This is a genomic window from Agromyces italicus DSM 16388 (assembly GCF_000421545.1).
In the GTDB taxonomy this organism is placed as follows: domain Bacteria; phylum Actinomycetota; class Actinomycetes; order Actinomycetales; family Microbacteriaceae; genus Agromyces; species Agromyces italicus.
This window is the reverse complement of record NZ_ATXF01000010.1, coordinates 214,946-231,562: the sequence shown is the minus strand read 5'-3', so window position 1 is coordinate 231,562 and position 16,617 is coordinate 214,946. Positions and strand designations below refer to the sequence as shown.

Sequence of the window (16,617 nt, the reverse complement as noted above, 5' to 3'; positions counted from 1 at the left end):
TGAGCTCGAGCCAGGTGTCTTCATCGCGGATGCCCAAGTACACCGCGCCAACAGCCGACCCGTCCTGTTCGAGAATGAAGACGTCGTGATCATCGACGAGCGGGCGGAAGAACTCCTGCTGCTGCACCACGATCCACGGACCATAGGCCGCTTCAACCAATTCCTTGTGAGCATCCTCGTGGAGCTGGAACAGCCACCCCTCATCCGTGACCGTAGCCATCCGGGTAGTAATCGTCATCCACGTATTCTGCCGCGCCCAAACCTGTTGTCGTGACCACGCTTGGGTTTGGGCCAGTGGACTTGACGAAAGACATAGGGGCACCCCCCCCCCGACGGGGCTCCGGAATGCATAGCACTTCGCCTTGCCGCGGGTATAGGCTCCGCCGCATGGGGAGAGATTCGCCGCCCCGCAAGACCGACGCCAGTGCCGATCCGCCCGCGGGAGCGTTTCGCGCTTCGAAGTTGCGATCGGTTCTGACCGTGATCGCGGTCGCAGCGGCGGTCGTCGTGGCAGCGGCGTACGCGACGGTCCTGGTCGCGCCGGCGCCGCGCGCTGACGCGACACTTCGGCAGACCGGGGCGCACCCCGATGATCAACTGCTCCTCCGAATGGAGTCGGAGGGCGGGGAGACGGGGTTCAGGCCCAAACCGGGGTACGGCGGGCACGATCAGGAGATCGAGCTCTCGACGCTCTCGGCCTTCGGCGCCTTTCGAGGGTTCGAACTCTGGTCGGCGGTGAATGCGTTCGAGTCCCCATGTCTCATCGCGTACCATCGGGCGACCGACGACATCGTCGCACGCTCGTGCGTGCCGTCCGGGGCCGACCTGTTCGTCGATACTCAGTCGCATGGACTCGGGCCCGGTCAGCGGCTGCGGTTCCAGCTGCGAGGAGACACCGTGGACGCCTTCGTCCTGCGCCCGGCTGGGGCGGAGTGATGGGCGGCCCTCCGATCCGCGGCGATGACGAGCGGGAGCTGCGGGAGCTGCGTGCGCGGGCATACGGTCGCAACGCCGACATCTTCGACGATCCCGAGGGGCTCGCACGGCTCGCCGAACTCGAGAATCGGCGTGCCGCCAATGCCGTCGCCGCGCGGATCGAAGGCGAGTCGGCCGGCCGGATCGAAACCGAGGTCGAATCGTCGACGCACGCCGAGTCGGCGAGCGACCGGTCGCACTTCGAACGCTGGAGCGCCGGGCCGTCGACGCACCCCGTACCGTCGGCGGACCCCGTACCGTCGGCGGGCCCCGTACCGTCGGCGATCGGCGCACCGTCTGCCGCGTCGGGCTGGCGCCGAATGACCTCGAGACGGTCGCGCCCGATCTGGCTGGGCGTCGGCGCCGGGCTCGCGGTCGTCGCGATCTCGTGGGGGATGGCCTGGGTGGGCGAACCTCATCCGACTGCCACGCTGGCGTCGACCGCGAACCGCGGCGACGAGGAGGTGCTCGCGCTGACTGCGGAGCCCGTCGAGTGGTACGACATCGACACGACGACGCTGAGGTCGTACGAGGCCTACCGTGGGGTGGAGCCGTGGTCCGCCCGGGATGCCTTCGGCAACCCGTGTCTCATCCTCATCGATCGCTCGGCGGACGAGCCGCTGGAGGCGGCCTGCACGCCCGCGGATGCGCAGCTGATCGTCGACATCGCGGTGTGGCGCGCCCCCGTCTCCGACTTCGCCTACGCGGAGGGGCTCGCAGACGGAAGCGTCGTCCGATTCCGACATCGCGGTGACTCCGTCGACGTGTCGATCATCAACGCGCCGGGCGGCGATTGAGCTTTCGGCGACGTCGAATGTGAACGGCGCGCGTCGACCCGCGTGTCGCTCGCACGGTTCGCGCGAGCCGGACGTAGGTTCGGCTCAACGGGCAGATCGCCCGTTCGAGTCGGCTCGTGAACCGCTCGTGGAGGGCTCGCCGGCCGTCGCGTGAACCGGGCAGGAATGCCCGGGGCGGGAGCGGTTGTGGCGTCATCGGTTACTCCTGAATCGGTCGGTCGTTCCGGATCGCGTGCGAAGGCACGCCCCGTGGACGGGATGCGCGACGGCGTCGCGCAGGCCGAGCGCACGTACGTCCTGGACACCTCGGTGCTCCTCAGCGATCCGCGCGCACTCTTCAACTTCGCCGAGCATTCGGTCGTGCTCCCGGTCGTCGTGATCACCGAGCTCGAGGCGAAGCGCAACGACCCCGAGATCGGGTTCTTCGCGCGGCAGTCGCTGCGGATCCTCGACGAGCTGCGCGTCGCGCACGAGCGGCTCGACTTTCCGATCCCCGTCGGCGACGGCGGCTCGCTCAGGGTGGAGCTCAATCATTCGAGCCCCAAAGTACTGCCCTCAGGGCTCCAGCTCGGCGACAACGATTCCCGCATCCTCGCGTGCGCCGCGAACCTGCAGCAGGACGGCATCCCCGTCACCGTCGTGTCCAAGGACCTTCCGCTGCGCGTGAAGGCCGCCTCGATCGGTCTCGACGCGCAGGAGTACCGGCACGAGCTCGCGCTCGACTCGGGCTGGACGGGCATGGCCGAGCTCTCGCTCGGCTCGAACGACATGGCCTCGCTCTACGAGCACGAGCAGATGACGACGAAGGAGGTCGACGGGATGCCCGTGAACACGGGTCTCGTCATCCACTCCGACCGGGGGTCGGCACTCGGCCGGGTCGTCGGCGAACGCGAGGTGAAGCTCGTGCGCGGCGACCGCGACGTGTTCGGCGTGCACGGTCGCTCGGCCGAGCAGCGGCTCGCGATCGACCTGCTGCTCGACCCCGAGGTCGGCATCCTCTCGCTCGGCGGACGGGCCGGCACCGGCAAGTCGGCGCTGGCGCTCTGCGCCGGTCTCGAGATGGTGCTCGAACGCCAGCAGCACAAGAAGATCATGGTGTTCCGCCCGCTCTACGCGGTCGGCGGGCAGGAGCTCGGCTACCTGCCGGGTGACCAGGGCGAGAAGATGAACCCGTGGGGCCAGGCGGTGTTCGACACGCTGGGTTCCGTCGTTTCCGACAACGTGCTCGAGGAGGTCGTCGATCGCGGCATCCTCGAGGTGCTGCCGCTCACCCACATCCGCGGTCGCTCGCTGCACGACGCGTTCGTGATCGTCGACGAGGCGCAGTCGCTCGAGCGCAACGTGCTGCTCACCGTGCTCAGCCGCATCGGGCAGAACTCACGTGTGGTGCTCACTCACGACGTCGCCCAGCGCGACAACCTGCGGGTCGGCCGGCACGACGGCATCGCCTCGGTGATCGAGACGCTGAAGGGACATCCCCTCTTCGCGCACATCACGCTCACCCGCAGCGAGCGCTCGGCGATCGCCGCGCTCGTCGCGGAGGTGCTCGACGGGGCCGAGCTGACCTAGGGGGCGGGGTCTCCCGGGGCCGCGCGGTTCGGAGGAGTTCGCACGTTCGGGAGGATCCGATCGCGCCTGCGGTCCTCCCGATCGTGCGTTCTCCTCCCGTGAGGTTGGTGCGGTGAGGCATGCCGGATGCCTCGCCCCCTGTTCGCCACTCACCGCGCCGCTCGCCGTGATCGTCGGCGTGCTGCTGGCGGCAGGCCCCGTCGCGATGGTGGTGCGGACTCGAGCCGAGGCTTGCCCGGGTGGGGAGGAGTTCGGCCGATGGGGAGGAGCGTTTCATCGATCGAGTCCTCCCGATCGTGCGAACTCCTCCCGACGGGCGAGGCGCCCGCTGATGGGGCCGCCCGCTGATGGGGCGCCCGCGATGCGGCCGAGACGACGGATGCCTCGTGCCGAGACCGGCACGAGGCATCCGACTTGCTTCGAGGGCTACTTCGCCTGCGGCGGGCGCGTCATCGACAGGAGGTCGAGGGCGCTGTCGAGCTGCCCCTCGGTGAGCTCACCGCGCTCGACGTAGCCGAGGTCGATGACGGCCTCGCGCACAGTGATGCCCTCGGCGACCGAGTGCTTCGCGATCTTCGCGGCGGCCTCGTAGCCGATGAGCTTGTTGAGCGGGGTCACGATCGAGGGCGACATGCCGGCGAGGGCCGTCGTACGCTCGATGTTCGCCTCGAGGCCGTCGATCGTCTTGTCAGCGAGCACGCGCACCGAGTTCGCGAGCAGGCGGATGGACTCGAGGAGCGCGGTGCCCATCACGGGGATCTGCACGTTGAGCTCGAACGCGCCCGAGGCGCCGCCCCAGGCGATGGTCGCGTCGTTGCCGATGACCCGCGCGCACACCATGAGCACGGCCTCGGGCACGACGGGGTTGACCTTGCCCGGCATGATCGACGAGCCCGGCTGGAGGTCGGGGATGCGCAGTTCGCCGAGACCGGTGTTCGGGCCGGAGCCCATCCAGCGGAGGTCGTTCGCGATCTTCGTGAGGCTCACGGCGATCGTGCGCAGCGCGCCGGAGGCGTCGACGAGACCGTCGCGGTTGGCCTGAGCCTCGAAGTGGTCGGCCGCTTCGGTGATCGGCAGCTCGGTCTCGCGCTGCAGCAGCTCGATGACGAGCTGCGGGAAGCCCGCGGGGGTGTTGATTCCGGTGCCGACGGCCGTGCCGCCGAGCGGCACTTCGGCGACGCGGGGGAGCGCCGTGCGCACGCGCTCGATGCCGAGGCGCACCTGGCGGGCGTAGCCGCCGAACTCCTGGCCGAGGGTGACGGGCGTCGCGTCCATCAGGTGGGTGCGGCCGGCCTTCACGACACCCGCCCACAGCTCGGCCTTCGCCTCGAGGGCGACCGCGAGGTGGTCGAGCGAGGGGATCAGCTCGTCGATGAGCGCCGCCGTCACTGCGATGTGCACCGAGGTCGGGAACACGTCGTTCGACGACTGCGAGGCGTTGACGTGGTCGTTCGGGTGAACGGGGCTGCCGAGCTTCGTGGTCGCGAGGGTCGCCAGCACCTCGTTCATGTTCATGTTGGAGCTCGTGCCCGAGCCGGTCTGGTACACGTCGACCGGGAAATGCTCGGCGTAGTCGTGCGCGCCGGAGATGACCTCGTCGGCGGCGGCCTCGATCGCCTGCGCGATGCCGGCGTCGAGCACGCCGAGCTGCGCGTTCGCCTGCGCCGCGGCCTTCTTGATGCGCGCGAGCGCCTGGATCTGCTGCGGCTCGAGACCCGAGCCCGAGATGGGGAAGTTCTCGACGGCGCGCTGCGTCTGCGCGCGGTAGAGGGCATGGGCGGGAACCCGCACCTCGCCCATCGTGTCGTGCTCGATGCGGTAGTCGGCGGCGTTGTCCACCACGGTGTGTTCCCTTTCGGTTTGCGAAGCCGGCCCCGCCGGCAGGTGCCGCTGCGCGGCCTCAGATGCGACCGAGGACGATGTCGGTCTCGACGCGACCCTCGAACAGGCGGTAGTTCGCGCCGACGATAGCCAGCGTACCCGCTGCGATCGCGTCGCTGATCATCTCCGAGCTCTCGACGAGCTCGGTCACGGTGTTGCGCAGGTGCTCTCGGCCGACGAAACCGGCATCGACGTGCGAGGGGTCGATCGCGCCTTCGTCGCCCGCCCTGACACCGGCGACCTTCCGCACCGCGGGCACGATCTTCGAGACGAGGCCGGCGATGAACGAGGGCAGCGGCGCGGCGTCGCTCGCCTGCGAATCGATCGCGGCGCGCACGGCACCGCAGGAGTCGTGGGCGAGCACGACGATGACCGGCACGTGCAGGATGCCCACCGCGTACTCGAGCGAGCCGATCGCCGAGGGCGAGACGACCTGGCCGGCGTTGCGCACGACGAAGGCGTCGCCGAGGCCCACGTCGAAGATGATCTCGGCGGCGAGACGCGAGTCGCTGCAGCCGAACACCGCGACCATGGGCCGCTGCGTGTGCGCGAGCGAGGTGCGCCGGTCGATGTCTTGACGGGGGTGATCGGGGGTGCCTGCGACGAACCGCTCGTTGCCGCGCCGGAGCTCGCGCCACGTCGCAGCGGGGGTGTCGGGCCGTTCGACGGTCGGGGTGTTCGGCTGCTCGGTCACGTGGCTCCTCGTCGGTGGTCAGTCCTGTGCGTCGACCGTCGGGGCGATGGCCGTCGCGAGCTCGATGAACTCGTCGGGGGTGGCAGTGCCGAGCAGCACGAAGGTGCTGCCGCCCGACTCGGTGGTGAGCGCGTAGCGCGCGTTGCCGACGTCGTCGCCGGTCTCGCGGTTGTCGTAGATCGTCCACTCGACGCCGTCGATCGTGGTCGTGCCGGTCGCGAGCGTGCGAGCGAGCAGCCCCGAGACCCAGGTCGGGTTCGCGTCGAAGCCCTGGTACACGCCGATGAACTCGTCGCTCGGGGTCAGGTAACCGATGTACCAGGCCGTGACGCCGTCGGCCTGGCTCGTGCGGAGCTCTGCGGCGTTGGCCCGCCAGTCCTCGGACAGCTCGGGCACGGCGATCGGGTCGTCGCTGGCGATCTGCGCCTGTTCGGCGACCTGGGCGACGTCGACGTCGCGTTCGAGCGGGGTGTCGCTGCGCGGCACGAGAAGGACGATGACGACGACGAGCGCGAGGCTCGCGCCGAGGGCGAGCACGAGGTTCTTCGTGGTCTGCCGCTGGCGGTGCTTGAGCGAGTTCTCGGCCTTGCGTGCCGCCGTCTCTTCAGGGGTTTCGGGGCGGCCGAGCTCGGCGACGACCCGCGGTGCGCGCTCGGCCATCAGGCCTCGCCGCCTTCGCGCCCGGCCGATTCGCGACCGACCGAGGATGCCACGGCGCCCGCGCGGGCCGCGTCGAGACGGGCCTTCGCGCCGACGAGCCACTCCTCGCAACGCGCCGCGAGGGCCTCGCCGCGCTCCCACAGGGCGAGCGACTGCTCGAGCGTCGCGGAACCCTGCTCGAGTTCGCCGACGACGCGTACGAGCTCGTCGCGGGCCTGCTCGTAGCTCAGCTCGGCGACGTCGAGTTCGGTGGAGGGCATGGCCCTCATTCTATTCGCCGTCGCCCGTGCCCTTGACCGGGCCGTCGCCCGAGCCCGTCGGTGCGGCTTCGCCCTCCGAGCGGGCTGCGAGGCGGCCATCGGCGAGCGTGAGGGTGAGGGTCGCGCCGGCCGGAGCTCCCTGCGGGCCACGGAGGACGTGTCCGTCGGGACCCTGCACGATCGCGTAGCCGCGGTCGAGGGTCGACTGCGGCGAGAGCGCCCGCAGGTGGCCGCGCAGTTCGCCGATGCGATGCGTCTGCCGTTCGATCTGCCGTTCGACGAGCTCGGCGCCCCGGGCGACCCAGCGCGTGAGGTCTTCGGCCCTTCGATCGACGATCCATGCGGTGTCGGCGAGTGCAGGCCGGGTGCGGAGGTGGCCGATGCGGTCGATCTCGTGCGCGACGAGGGTGCGCAGACGCAGTGCGATCCGGGCGCGAGCCTGTTCGACCCGCAGCAGTTCTTCGCCTACGTCGGGAACGACGCGCTTCGCGGCGTCGGTCGGTGTCGAGGCGCGCAGGTCGGCCACCTCGTCGAGCAGGGGGCGGTCGGCTTCGTGGCCGATCGCCGAGACGAGCGGGGTGGATGCCGCGGCCGCGGCCCGCACGACGCGCTCGTCGCTGAAGCCCAGCAGGTTCTGGAAGTCGCCGCCGCCGCGCGCGACGATGATGACCTCGACCTCGGGGTCGGCGTCGAGCCGTTCGATCGCGGCGACCACCTCGCCCGGGGCGCGGTCGCCCTGCACGGCCGCGTGCACGACCCGGAACTCCACGGCGGGCCAGCGGAGGCGGGCGTTTCGCAGCACGTCCTTCTCCGCGTCGCTGTCTTTTCCGGTGATGAGCCCGACGACGCCCGGGAGGAACGGCAGCCGCCGCTTGCGGGCGACGTCGAAGAGCCCTTCGGCCGCGAGCTGCGCGCGCAGGCGCTCGAGGCGCTCGAGCAGGTCGCCGAGGCCGACGTGCTTCAGCTCGAAGACCTGCATCGAGAGCGAACCGCCCTTGACCCACCAGTTCGGCTTCACGAGGGCGACCACCCGGTCGCCCTGCGTGAACTCGCCGCCGAGCCGTGACCTCACCGAGGACCAGATCTGGAACGACACGGTCGCGTCGGCGCCGAGGTCTTTCAGCTTGCCGTAGACGTTGCCGCCAGAGACACCCCACTGGGTGATCTCGCCCTCGACCCAGACGGTGCCGAGCCGGTCGAGGTACTGCTTGAGCTTCGCCGAGAGCTGCGAGACCGGCCAGGGCGCCTCGCGCGTCGCCGGTGCATCGCGCGGAGCCGGTGCATCGCGCGGAGCCGGTGCGTCGGTCACGCTGGCCTCCCGACCGCCCGTCCAGGTTGCGCCGCGTAGGATTGGCATCGTGACGAGCTTGACGGATGCACCGCGGATCGACCTCGGCATGCCCAGAATCCCGAGCGTGCGAGGCCGGCTCAAGAATAACCCGGTCGACGGAGCCAAGCGGGTGCTGCTCGCGGCCCCCCGCGGCTACTGCGCCGGCGTCGACCGTGCCGTCATCGCCGTCGAGAAGGCGCTCGAGCACTATGGGGCACCGGTGTACGTGCGCAAGCAGATCGTGCACAACATCCACGTCGTGACCGAGCTCGAGAAGCAGGGCGCGATCTTCGTCGACGAGGTCGACGAGGTGCCCGAGGGGGCCCACATCGTATTCAGCGCGCACGGCGTCTCGCCTGCGGTGGTGAACGCGGCATCCGACCGCGGGCTGCACGCGATCGACGCCACGTGCCCGCTCGTCACCAAGGTGCACCGCGAGGCCGTGCGCTTCGCGCGCGACGACTTCGAGATCCTGCTGATCGGCCACGAGGGCCATGAAGAGGTCGAGGGCACGGCGGGGGAGGCCCCCGATCACGTCACCCTCGTGAACAGCCCCGACGACGTGCCGAACATCGAGGTGCGCGACCCCGACAAGGTGGTGTGGCTCTCGCAGACGACCCTCTCGGTCGACGAGACGATGGAGACCGTCCGCCGCCTGCGCGAGCGGTTCCCGAAGCTTCAGGATCCGCCGAGTGACGACATCTGCTACGCCACCCAGAACCGCCAGGTCGCGATCAAGAAGGTCGCCCAGGAGGCCGAGCTCGTGATCGTGGTGGGTTCGGCGAACTCGTCGAACAGCGTGCGCCTCGTCGAGGTCGCGCTCGAGAACGGGGCGAAGGCCGCGTACCGGGTCGACTACTCGAGCGAGATCCGTCAGGAGTGGCTCGACGGCGTCGCCTCGGTCGGGGTCACCAGCGGCGCCTCGGTGCCCGAGGGTCTCGTGAAAGAGGTGCTGCAGGAGCTCGCCGATGCGGGCTATGCCGACGTCGCCGAGGTGAAGACGGCCGAGGAGGACCTCATGTTCTCGCTGCCGAAGGAGCTGCGCAAAGACCTCCAGGGCAACCGTGAGGAACGCGCACTCGGCGGTCGCCGCTCCGCAGAGGGCTGAACCCGACCCGACCCCCCCGCCTCCCCCTGAACGGGGTGAGGTGCGGTGTGCGCCACGGCAATATGCTGAGGATTCATCAGGGAAACTCTCGGCCCGATCACCCCGGGTCACCCGAATGAGCGCATCCCTCCCACCACGGAGGTACCGATGTCCCGCCTGCCTGCACGAACCCTCGCCGCGATCGTCGCGGTCGCCGCCTGTGTGCTGTCGCCCGTGCTCCTTGCGGCGCCGGCGCACGCCGATCCCGACGTCGGGCGCGACGCCGAGGTGATCCGCACGTGGAGCCGCATCGCGGAACAGACGATCGCCCCGCCCCCGCCGGCGGCAGCCGTCCCGGTGCCCGCGTCGCCGCTCTACTTCTCGTTCGTCTCGATCGCGATGTACGACGCCGTGGTGGCGATCGAAGGGGGCTATCGAACGTTCCTGCCGCAACCGCGTGCGCACGCCCACGCGTCACCCGAGGTCGCCGCGGCGACCGCGGCGCACGCGGTACTCCGGCACGACTTCCCCGAGGCCGCGGGCGCGCTCGACGCCGCGCTCGCCGCGGAACTGGCCGACGTCCCGCGCGGCGTCGGGCTCGTCCACGGCACCCGCGTCGGCACGGCGGCGGCCGCGTCGATCATCGCCGCAAGGGAAGGAGACGGTCGTGGGGACCCCCATCCGCTCGAGACCGTTCCTGCGGCCGGAGTCTGGCGTCCGACGCCCCCGGGCAACGGTGCCATGGCGGTGCCGTGGCTCGGTTTCGTCGATCCGCTGGTGCTCGAGTCGGCGACGCAGTTCCCGCTCCCCGGTCCGCCGGCGCTCGACTCCGCCGAGTACGCGGCCGAGTTCGACGAGGTGAAGGCCTGGGGCGCAGAGGTCTCGGCCGTGCGCTCCCAGGCCCAGACCGACGTCGCCCTCTTCTGGAACGCGAACCCGCTGACGCAGTTCCAAGGTGCGATGCGTGTCGAGACCGCGGAGCGCGGATTCGACATCAGCGAGACGGCGCGCGCTTTCGCATTGCTCGGTACGAGTGAGGCCGACGCGCTGATCTCGTGCTGGCGTGAGAAGTACGATCACCCGTTCTGGCGGCCGATCACGGCGATCACGCTCGCCGACACCGACGGAAACGGTGCGACGACGGTGGATGCCGCGTGGAAGCCGTTGCGCGCGACGCCGGCCTACCCCGAGTACGCGAGCGGTCACGCCTGCGCGACCGGCTCGTCGTCCGAGGTGTTCGGGCACCTGTTCGGCCCGGACTCGATCGACCTCGACGTGAGTGCGGGTGCGATCACGCGGAGTTTCGACTCGGTCGCCGAACTCGACGACGAGACGATGAATGCCCGCATCTGGCTCGGCTACCACTTCAGATCGGCGATGGAGGACGGCAGCGAGCTCGGCCACCGGGTCGCGCAGGAGGTCATCGACAAGGCCTTCACGCCGATCGGATGACGTCGGGAGCGGAACGGGGCGAGACGATCCAGGCGGTGGGGGAGGAGAATCTCGGTTCAGACGGCCGGCGGCGTCTGAAGGAACTCGACGAGCGCGGGGTCGCTCGTGAGCACCACAGCACCGACGATCATCACGACGATGAACGCGACGATCCCGGCCACCAGCGGGATCCACCACGAGCTCCCACCTGCGCGCATGCGCGCCCGGGACCAGAGCAGAGCGCCGACCCAGAGCGCGAGTTGCGCGATCACGCCGACGGCGACCGCCACCGGCACTGCGGGGCCGGGGGTGAACTCGGTCGGCGGCGTGGTGCCGATCATCGATGCGGAGAGCTTCATCGACTCGAGCACGCTCGCGGGCATCGCGATGATCGAGAGGATGTTGTAGACGGCGCCCATCGCCCCGAACACGAGGAGAGCGATCGTCCAGGCGCGGTCGGTCGGGCGGGCGGCGGCGGCGCCAGGATGCTGAGACGCCGGGACCGGGGTGCCGCCGAGGGTCGGTGCAGCGCCGAAGGCCGGGGCGGCGGCATCAGGCGTCTGCGCCGGCGGCGTGCTCGAGTTCGGATCGGCGGGCGGCTGCCAGGTCCACCCCTCGGGGGCGTATTCCCCGTACCTCGGACGAGGCCGCTCGTCGGCGGGCGGCACGGTCGGCGTGGCCGGCGCCTGCGGAGCGGCTGCGCCGGTCGCGGTCTCGTCGGCCCGTCCACCGTCGTACGGCCGAGCGGCCTCGTCGCGAGTCATCCGGTGCTGCCTTACGCCGAGGTGATCGACTGGCCGGCAGAACCGAGCTGACGGGTCGACTCGCCCACGCGCACGGCCATCGCCGACTCGGCGACCTTGCCCCATGCGCGCGGGTCGTACTGCTTCTTGTTGCCGACGCTGCCATCGACCTTCAGCACGCCGTCGTAGTTCTGCAGCATGTAGCCGGCGACCGAACGCGTGAACGCGTACTGGGTGTCGGTGTCGATGTTCATCTTCACGACGCCGTTCGCGACTGCCTCGGCGATCTCGGCGTCGGTCGAACCCGAGCCGCCGTGGAAGACGAGGTCGAGCGGCTTCTCACCGGTGCCGTACTTCGCAGTGAGGCCGTCCTGGATCTCCTTGAGGAGCGCCGGGCGCAGCTTGACGTTGCCGGGCGCGTACACGCCGTGCACGTTGCCGAAGGTGAGGGCGGCCATGTAGCGGCCCTGTTCGCCGAGGCCGAGCGCCTCGACCGTCGCGATCGCGTCGTCGAGGGTCGTGTAGAGGGCGTCGTTCGAGCCCTCGTGCTGCACGCCGTCCTCCTCGCCGCCGACGACGCCGATCTCGACCTCGAGAATCGCGTTGATCGCCTTCATGCGAGGCAGGATCTCCTTCGCGATGTCGAGGTTCTCGGTCAGCGGCACCGCCGAGCCGTCCCACATGTGCGACTGGAAGATGGGGTTTCGGCCGGCCCTGACCTCGGCCTCGGAGGCCTCGATGAGCGGGAAGACGAAGTCGGCGAGGGCCGGCTTCGGGCAGTGGTCGGTGTGGAGCGCGACCGTGATCGGGTACGACTTCGCGACCTCGTGCGCGAAGCGTGCGAAGGCGAGGGCGCCGGTCGCGCGCGCCTTCACGGTGTGGCCCGCGAAGTAGTCGGCGCCGCCCGTGGTCACCTGGATGATGCCGTCGGAACCCGCCTCGGTGAGGCCCTGGAGCACCGCGTTCAGGGTCTGCGAGCTCGAGACGTTGAAGGCGGGGAACGCGAAGCCCTTGGCCTTCGCGGTGTCCAGCATCTCGGCGTACTGCTCGGGGGTGGCGATGGGCATGGTGCTCCTTCGGTGACGACAGTGTGGGTTCGTTCGAGTCTATCGACTTGTCGAGCACGGCTCAGGTGTCGGATGCCGCATGGCGACGTCGGTCGTCGGCCGGGGGTCTCGGCCGGGGCCTCCGCGGGGCAGGATGGAGTCATGACCGACCCGATCGAACACGCGGCGCACGACCCAGCCGGCGCCGCCGCGCTCGCCGGGAAGGCCGACGGCGCCATGCTCGCCACGTTGCTGCGACCGGCCGTGGTCGCAGCAGCGGCCGCATGCCTTCCGCTCGTGGGGCACGGCGACGCCGACGAACTCGACGGCGCCGCGGTCGCCGCGATGCGCGCCGCGCTTGCGGGGCTGCCGGTCGACGGTCGGGTCGTCGTCGGCGAGGGGGAGAAGGACGACGCCCCGATGCTGCACCTCGGCGAGCGGTTCGGCCGCGGGGGCGCCGGAGACACGCTGATCGATATCGCGGTCGACCCCGTCGACGGCACGCGGCTCGGTGCGGCCGGGCGGCCCGGTGCGATGGCCGTGATCTCGGTGGCGCCGCGCGGGGCGTTCTTCGACCTCGGGCCGGCGCATTACCTCGAAAAGCTCGTCACCTGGGTACCGGACTACACGATCGCTCGGGCGGCCGGTGGCTCCGTCGCCGAACTCATCCACGAGGTCGTCGCCGAGGCGGCGCTCGCGCGCGGCGCTGCACCGCGAGACATCCGCATCGCTGTGCAGGACCGCCCGCGCAACCGCCCGTACGTCGAGGCCGTGCGCGACGCCGGCGCGCAGGTCGAGCTGTTCGAGCACGGCGACATCGAGCGCAGCCTGCAGGCGCTTCCCGGTGCCGGTGGCGACCTGCGACCCGAGCGCCCCCGTCTCGACGCCGTGGTCGGCGTCGGCGGCGCGCCCGAGGGGGTCATCGTGGCCGCCGCGGTGCGGGCGCTCGGCGGGTCGATGCTCGCGCGCTTCGCGCCCCAATCCGGACCCGAGCGCGATCGTGTGCTCGAACACCTCGACGGGGTGCGTGCGATCGACGCGCTCGCCGACCTCGACGAGCTGTGCGCGACACCCGCCGCGATCGTGCTCGCCGCGGTCACCGACTGCGAGATCGGCCTGTCGCTGCCGGGCGTTCGGCGGATGCCCGCCGGCGTTCGGGCACACTGGTGGTCGGCTCCCGGCGGCGGGTACGGCTGGGCCGACCGCCTCGACGGGTGAGCGGCGCGCCGCCATCGACGTGGTCGAGGCGGGGAGTTAAGAATGCACATTCTTTCACTGACGAACGGGCGAAAACCAGGTTGCTCTCGCGGTCTCGTGCCTAGGCTGGAAGCGGACGATCGTCCCTTCCCGCCGGCCTCCGATCGAGGCCGATCGCACGAACTCCGGAGGACCCCTCGATGGTGAGCACAGATACCGCCAGCCTGTTCCTGCACCCCGACCGCAACATCGCACTCGAACTCGTGCGCGCGACCGAGGCCGCGGCGATCCGCTCGTACCCGTGGATCGGGCGCGGCGACAAGCTGGGGGCCGACGGCGCGGCGGTCGACGCGATGCGGGCGTTCCTCGGCACCGTGAACTTCGACGGCGTCGTCGTCATCGGCGAGGGCGAGAAGGACGAAGCGCCGATGCTCTTCAACGGCGAGCGGGTCGGCAACGGCCGCGGCCCGGCGTGCGACATCGCCGTCGACCCGATCGACGGCACCTCGCTCACCGCGGCGGGCCGTCAGAACGCTCTGTCGGTCATCGCCGTCTCCGACCGGGGCAGCATGCTCGACGCGTCGAGCATCTTCTACATGGACAAGATCGTGACGGATGCCTCGGGCATCGGCGTCGTCGACATCCGCAAGCCGATCGGCGAGAACCTCCGCGCACTCGCCGCGGCGAAGGGCAAGGAGGTCGGCGAGCTCCGCGTCGCCGTGCTGAATCGGCCCCGCCACGAACAACTCATCGCCGACATCCGCGCTGCGGGCGCCGGCACCCGCCTCATCAGCGACGGCGACGTCGCGGGCGGCATCAATGCGGCACGCTACGAGTCGCGCATCGACATGTGCGTCGGGATCGGCGGCAGCCCCGAGGGCATCACCACGGCGTGCGCGATCAAGGCGCTCGGCGGGTTCATGCAGGGCAAGCTCGCGCCGCTCGACGACACCGAGCGGGCCCGCGGCGAGGCCGCAGGCCTCGACTGCGACAAGATCTACGAGCTCGACGACCTGGTGCGCGGCGACAACACCTTCTTCGTCGCGACCGGCGTGACCGACGGCGAGCTCCTCGACGGCGTGCGCAAGAAGGGCCCGATCATCCGCACCGAGTCGATCGTGCTGCGTGGCAAGTCGGGCACGGTCCGCCGCATCGTCGCCGACCACCTCATCGAGAAGTGGCTGCCTGACGCCGACATCTGAGTTCTGGAACGCCGAGCGGGCGCCGGACCGACGGGAGTCGGCTCGCCGCCCGCTCTCTCGTGCAGGCGGCGATCGCGTCAGAGGCCGCTGCGGATGTCGGGGTCGAGGTCGGCGCCCGCGAAGCCGTGGTCGAGCGCTTCCGCATCGGCTGCGCCTTCGGCCGCATCGATGCCGTCGATGCTCTCGAGCACGACCTCGATCGCGTCGGGTTCTGAGCCTGCCGCAATCTCCAAGATCTCGACGCCACGCAGTTTGCGCTCGATCACCCGCGTGCGCTGCCCCGCGGCAGCAACCGTGTTCTGCGCGGTCTGCAGCTGCTTGCCGAGCTTGTCCCAGACGAGGGCGTACTTCTGGAACTCGGCCTTCGCAGCCCCGAGCACCTGCCACACCTCGGAGCTGCGCTTCTCGATCGACAGGGTCCGGAAGCCCATTTGCAGGCTGTTGAGGAGCGACGCGAGCGTTGCCGGGCCCGTGACATTGACGTGGAAGTCGTTCTGAAGGCGACTCATGAGCCCGGGGCGACGAACGATCTCGGCGAAGAGGCCCTCCGTGGGCAGGTACATGATCGCGAAGTCGGTGCTCAGCGGCGGCTCGATGTACTTCTCGCGGATGGATTTCGCCTGCGCGACCACCGCACGCTCGAGCGCCTTCGCCGCCGACTCGATCTCGGCCTTCTCGCCGGTCTCCTGAGCTTCGAGCAGACGTTCGTAGTCCTCCTGGGGGAACTTCGAATCGATCGGCAGGTACACCGGACGGTCGCCGTCGCTCTGGCCCGGAAGTTTGATCGCGAACTCGACGTTCTCACGTGAGTTCGGCTTGATGACGACGTTCTGCTCGTACTGCTCTGGCGTGAGCAGGTCTTCGAGCTGTCGCGCGAGCTGAACCTCGCCCCAGGTGCCGCGACTCTTGACGTTGGTGAGCACGCGCTTGAGGCCCCCGACATCGGTCGCGAGCGTCTTCATCTCACCGAGGCCCACCTGTACCTGCTCGAGTCGCTCGCTCACGAGCTTGAACGATTCGCCCAGCCGCTTCTCGAGCGTGCCCTGGAGCTTCTCGTCGACCGTCTCGCGCATCTGGTCGAGCTTGGCTTCATTGCCCGTACGGAGTTTGTCGAGTTCGTCGCGCATGGACTGCTGGAGTTCGACGTGCTTCGCGGCATTCGCGTCGGTCAGCGCCTGGACGCGCTCGGCGTTCACCGAGAGGGCGTCGGTCAGCGCCTTCTGAAGCCTCTCGACCGTGGCGCGCACCTGCTCGAGCTTGTCGTCGTTCGCGGTGCGCAGTGCATCGAACCGCGCCTCGACCGCCTGCTTGAGCTCGTTCTGCGATTCGAGCGACGACTTGGAGGACGTGTGGAACTTGTCGCTCAGTTCGATGAGGGATCGGTCGACCGTTGTGCGGAGTTCGTCGGATGACGCCTTGCGCGACTCGCGCTCTCGCCCCGACTCCTCAGCCTGAGCGACTGCGGTCGACTGCAGCCGCTGGTCGAGCTGCATCTGCAGGGCGTTCAGTTGCTGGCTCAGCTCGCTGCGCTGCATCGCGAGCTCTTGGCGGAGCTCACCGCCGCCCGCGCGCACCTCGTCGCGGATGGCTGACGAGAGCTGCCGGTCGTCGAGGGCTGCGCCGCGCCCGAGCTTGAGCCGGATGGCGAGCGCGCCGAGCAGGACGCCCACGACGAGGCCGATGACGAGCAGCAGGATCTCCATGTCATCGAGTGTCGCAGGCGCCGCCGACATCCGGCCTCCGCC

At 70.1% G+C, this 16,617-nt stretch carries 16 protein-coding genes; 7 read left to right on the top strand and 9 right to left on the bottom strand.

All coding sequences use genetic code 11. The annotated features are described in order from the left end of the window. The coding region (locus H516_RS0115885) for a hypothetical protein (RefSeq protein ID WP_157432288.1) at positions 1–238 on the bottom strand (238 nt) is incomplete at its 3' end. Between the two features lie 242 nt (positions 239–480). On the opposite strand from H516_RS0115885, the gene H516_RS0115880 reads away from it, so the two are divergent. The 3 genes from H516_RS0115880 (at position 481) to phoH2 (ending at position 3,341) form a co-directional block, all read left to right on the top strand. After that, on the top strand, positions 481–936 hold the full coding sequence (locus H516_RS0115880; protein WP_022890697.1) for a hypothetical protein: 456 nt from the start codon (positions 481–483) through the stop codon (positions 934–936). Continuing rightward, positions 936–1,772 carry a hypothetical protein gene (locus tag H516_RS0115875; protein ID WP_022890696.1) on the top strand — a complete coding sequence of 279 codons (837 nt, stop codon included), beginning with the start codon at positions 936–938 and terminating at the stop codon, positions 1,770–1,772. Before H516_RS0115880 ends, H516_RS0115875 begins: the two co-directional genes overlap by 1 nt. Positions 1,773–2,030: 258 nt before the next feature. After that, entirely contained in the window at positions 2,031–3,341 is a 1,311-nt protein-coding gene (phoH2, locus tag H516_RS0115870; RefSeq protein ID WP_022890695.1) for an RNA 5'-3' helicase PhoH2, read from the top strand. A gap of 426 nt (positions 3,342–3,767) precedes the next feature. On the opposite strand, the gene H516_RS0115865 is transcribed toward phoH2, so the two are convergent. The 5 genes from H516_RS0115865 to xseA are packed head-to-tail and all read right to left on the bottom strand — an operon-like array spanning position 3,768 to position 8,145. Further along, positions 3,768–5,183 (bottom strand): class II fumarate hydratase, encoded by a 1,416-nt coding sequence (locus H516_RS0115865; protein WP_026378895.1) that lies wholly within the window; start codon positions 5,181–5,183, stop codon positions 3,768–3,770. Positions 5,184–5,241: 58 nt separating this feature from the next. Next, positions 5,242–5,916, bottom strand: a complete 675-nt coding sequence (locus tag H516_RS0115860; RefSeq protein ID WP_022890693.1) for a carbonic anhydrase — start codon at positions 5,914–5,916, stop codon at positions 5,242–5,244. Positions 5,917–5,934: 18 nt separating this feature from the next. Beyond that, positions 5,935–6,576, bottom strand: a complete 642-nt coding sequence (locus H516_RS0115855; RefSeq protein WP_022890692.1) for a DUF4245 domain-containing protein — start codon at positions 6,574–6,576, stop codon at positions 5,935–5,937. Next, complete coding sequence (locus H516_RS0115850) at positions 6,576–6,836, bottom strand: exodeoxyribonuclease VII small subunit (protein ID WP_033197281.1); 261 nt, start codon at positions 6,834–6,836, stop codon at positions 6,576–6,578. The genes H516_RS0115855 and H516_RS0115850 overlap by 1 nt, the downstream gene beginning before the upstream one ends. Before the next feature lie 10 nt (positions 6,837–6,846). Further along, positions 6,847–8,145 (bottom strand): exodeoxyribonuclease VII large subunit, encoded by a 1,299-nt coding sequence (xseA, locus tag H516_RS20605; protein ID WP_033197314.1) that lies wholly within the window; start codon positions 8,143–8,145, stop codon positions 6,847–6,849. An 88-nt stretch (positions 8,146–8,233) separates the two neighbouring features. Here xseA and H516_RS0115840 point away from each other — a divergent pair, with 88 nt between their 5' ends. Together H516_RS0115840 and H516_RS20600 are read left to right on the top strand one after the other, a co-directional pair. Continuing rightward, entirely contained in the window at positions 8,234–9,274 is a 1,041-nt protein-coding gene (locus tag H516_RS0115840) for a 4-hydroxy-3-methylbut-2-enyl diphosphate reductase (protein WP_026378894.1), read from the top strand. 147 nt (positions 9,275–9,421) lie between these two features. Then, the gene (locus H516_RS20600) at positions 9,422–10,705 is read left to right on the top strand and encodes a vanadium-dependent haloperoxidase (protein WP_022890688.1); all 1,284 of its coding nucleotides are present in this window, start codon (positions 9,422–9,424) and stop codon (positions 10,703–10,705) included. Positions 10,706–10,761: 56 nt separating this feature from the next. Here the strand turns inward: H516_RS20600 and H516_RS0115830 are convergent, their stop codons facing one another. Together H516_RS0115830 and fbaA are read right to left on the bottom strand one after the other, a co-directional pair. Beyond that, positions 10,762–11,448 (bottom strand): DUF6264 family protein, encoded by a 687-nt coding sequence (locus H516_RS0115830; RefSeq protein ID WP_022890687.1) that lies wholly within the window; start codon positions 11,446–11,448, stop codon positions 10,762–10,764. 11 nt (positions 11,449–11,459) lie between these two features. Continuing rightward, the gene (gene fbaA / locus H516_RS0115825; RefSeq protein WP_022890686.1) at positions 11,460–12,494 is read right to left on the bottom strand and encodes a class II fructose-bisphosphate aldolase; all 1,035 of its coding nucleotides are present in this window, start codon (positions 12,492–12,494) and stop codon (positions 11,460–11,462) included. A gap of 141 nt (positions 12,495–12,635) precedes the next feature. Between fbaA and H516_RS20595 the strand changes: the two genes are divergently transcribed. After that, a complete protein-coding gene (locus H516_RS20595; RefSeq protein ID WP_051138857.1) occupies positions 12,636–13,691 on the top strand; it encodes a fructose-bisphosphatase class II in 1,056 nt (351 codons plus the stop codon). Positions 13,692–13,870: 179 nt separating this feature from the next. Next, positions 13,871–14,872: a class II fructose-bisphosphatase gene (gene glpX, locus H516_RS0115815; RefSeq protein ID WP_022890684.1), complete on the top strand. Its 1,002-nt coding sequence runs from the start codon at positions 13,871–13,873 to the stop codon at positions 14,870–14,872. Between the two features lie 77 nt (positions 14,873–14,949). Here glpX and H516_RS20590 read toward each other — a convergent pair whose 3' ends face one another. After that, entirely contained in the window at positions 14,950–16,575 is a 1,626-nt protein-coding gene (locus H516_RS20590) for a DNA recombination protein RmuC (RefSeq protein WP_022890683.1), read from the bottom strand. Positions 16,576–16,617 lie beyond the last annotated feature (42 nt).

Coding starts and splice junctions, on each gene's coding strand:
- H516_RS20595 (WP_051138857.1), top strand. CDS start 12,636: ATGACCGACCCGATCGAACACGCGGCGCACGACCCAGCCGGCGCCGCC.
- H516_RS0115855 (WP_022890692.1), bottom strand. CDS start 6,576: ATGGCCGAGCGCGCACCGCGGGTCGTCGCCGAGCTCGGCCGCCCCGAA.
- fbaA (WP_022890686.1), bottom strand. CDS start 12,494: ATGCCCATCGCCACCCCCGAGCAGTACGCCGAGATGCTGGACACCGCG.
- H516_RS0115830 (WP_022890687.1), bottom strand. CDS start 11,448: ATGACTCGCGACGAGGCCGCTCGGCCGTACGACGGTGGACGGGCCGAC.
- glpX (WP_022890684.1), top strand. CDS start 13,871: ATGGTGAGCACAGATACCGCCAGCCTGTTCCTGCACCCCGACCGCAAC.
- H516_RS0115850 (WP_033197281.1), bottom strand. CDS start 6,836: ATGCCCTCCACCGAACTCGACGTCGCCGAGCTGAGCTACGAGCAGGCC.
- H516_RS20590 (WP_022890683.1), bottom strand. CDS start 16,575: ATGGAGATCCTGCTGCTCGTCATCGGCCTCGTCGTGGGCGTCCTGCTC.
- H516_RS0115840 (WP_026378894.1), top strand. CDS start 8,234: ATGCCCAGAATCCCGAGCGTGCGAGGCCGGCTCAAGAATAACCCGGTC.
- H516_RS20600 (WP_022890688.1), top strand. CDS start 9,422: ATGTCCCGCCTGCCTGCACGAACCCTCGCCGCGATCGTCGCGGTCGCC.
- phoH2 (WP_022890695.1), top strand. CDS start 2,031: ATGCGCGACGGCGTCGCGCAGGCCGAGCGCACGTACGTCCTGGACACC.
- H516_RS0115875 (WP_022890696.1), top strand. CDS start 936: ATGGGCGGCCCTCCGATCCGCGGCGATGACGAGCGGGAGCTGCGGGAG.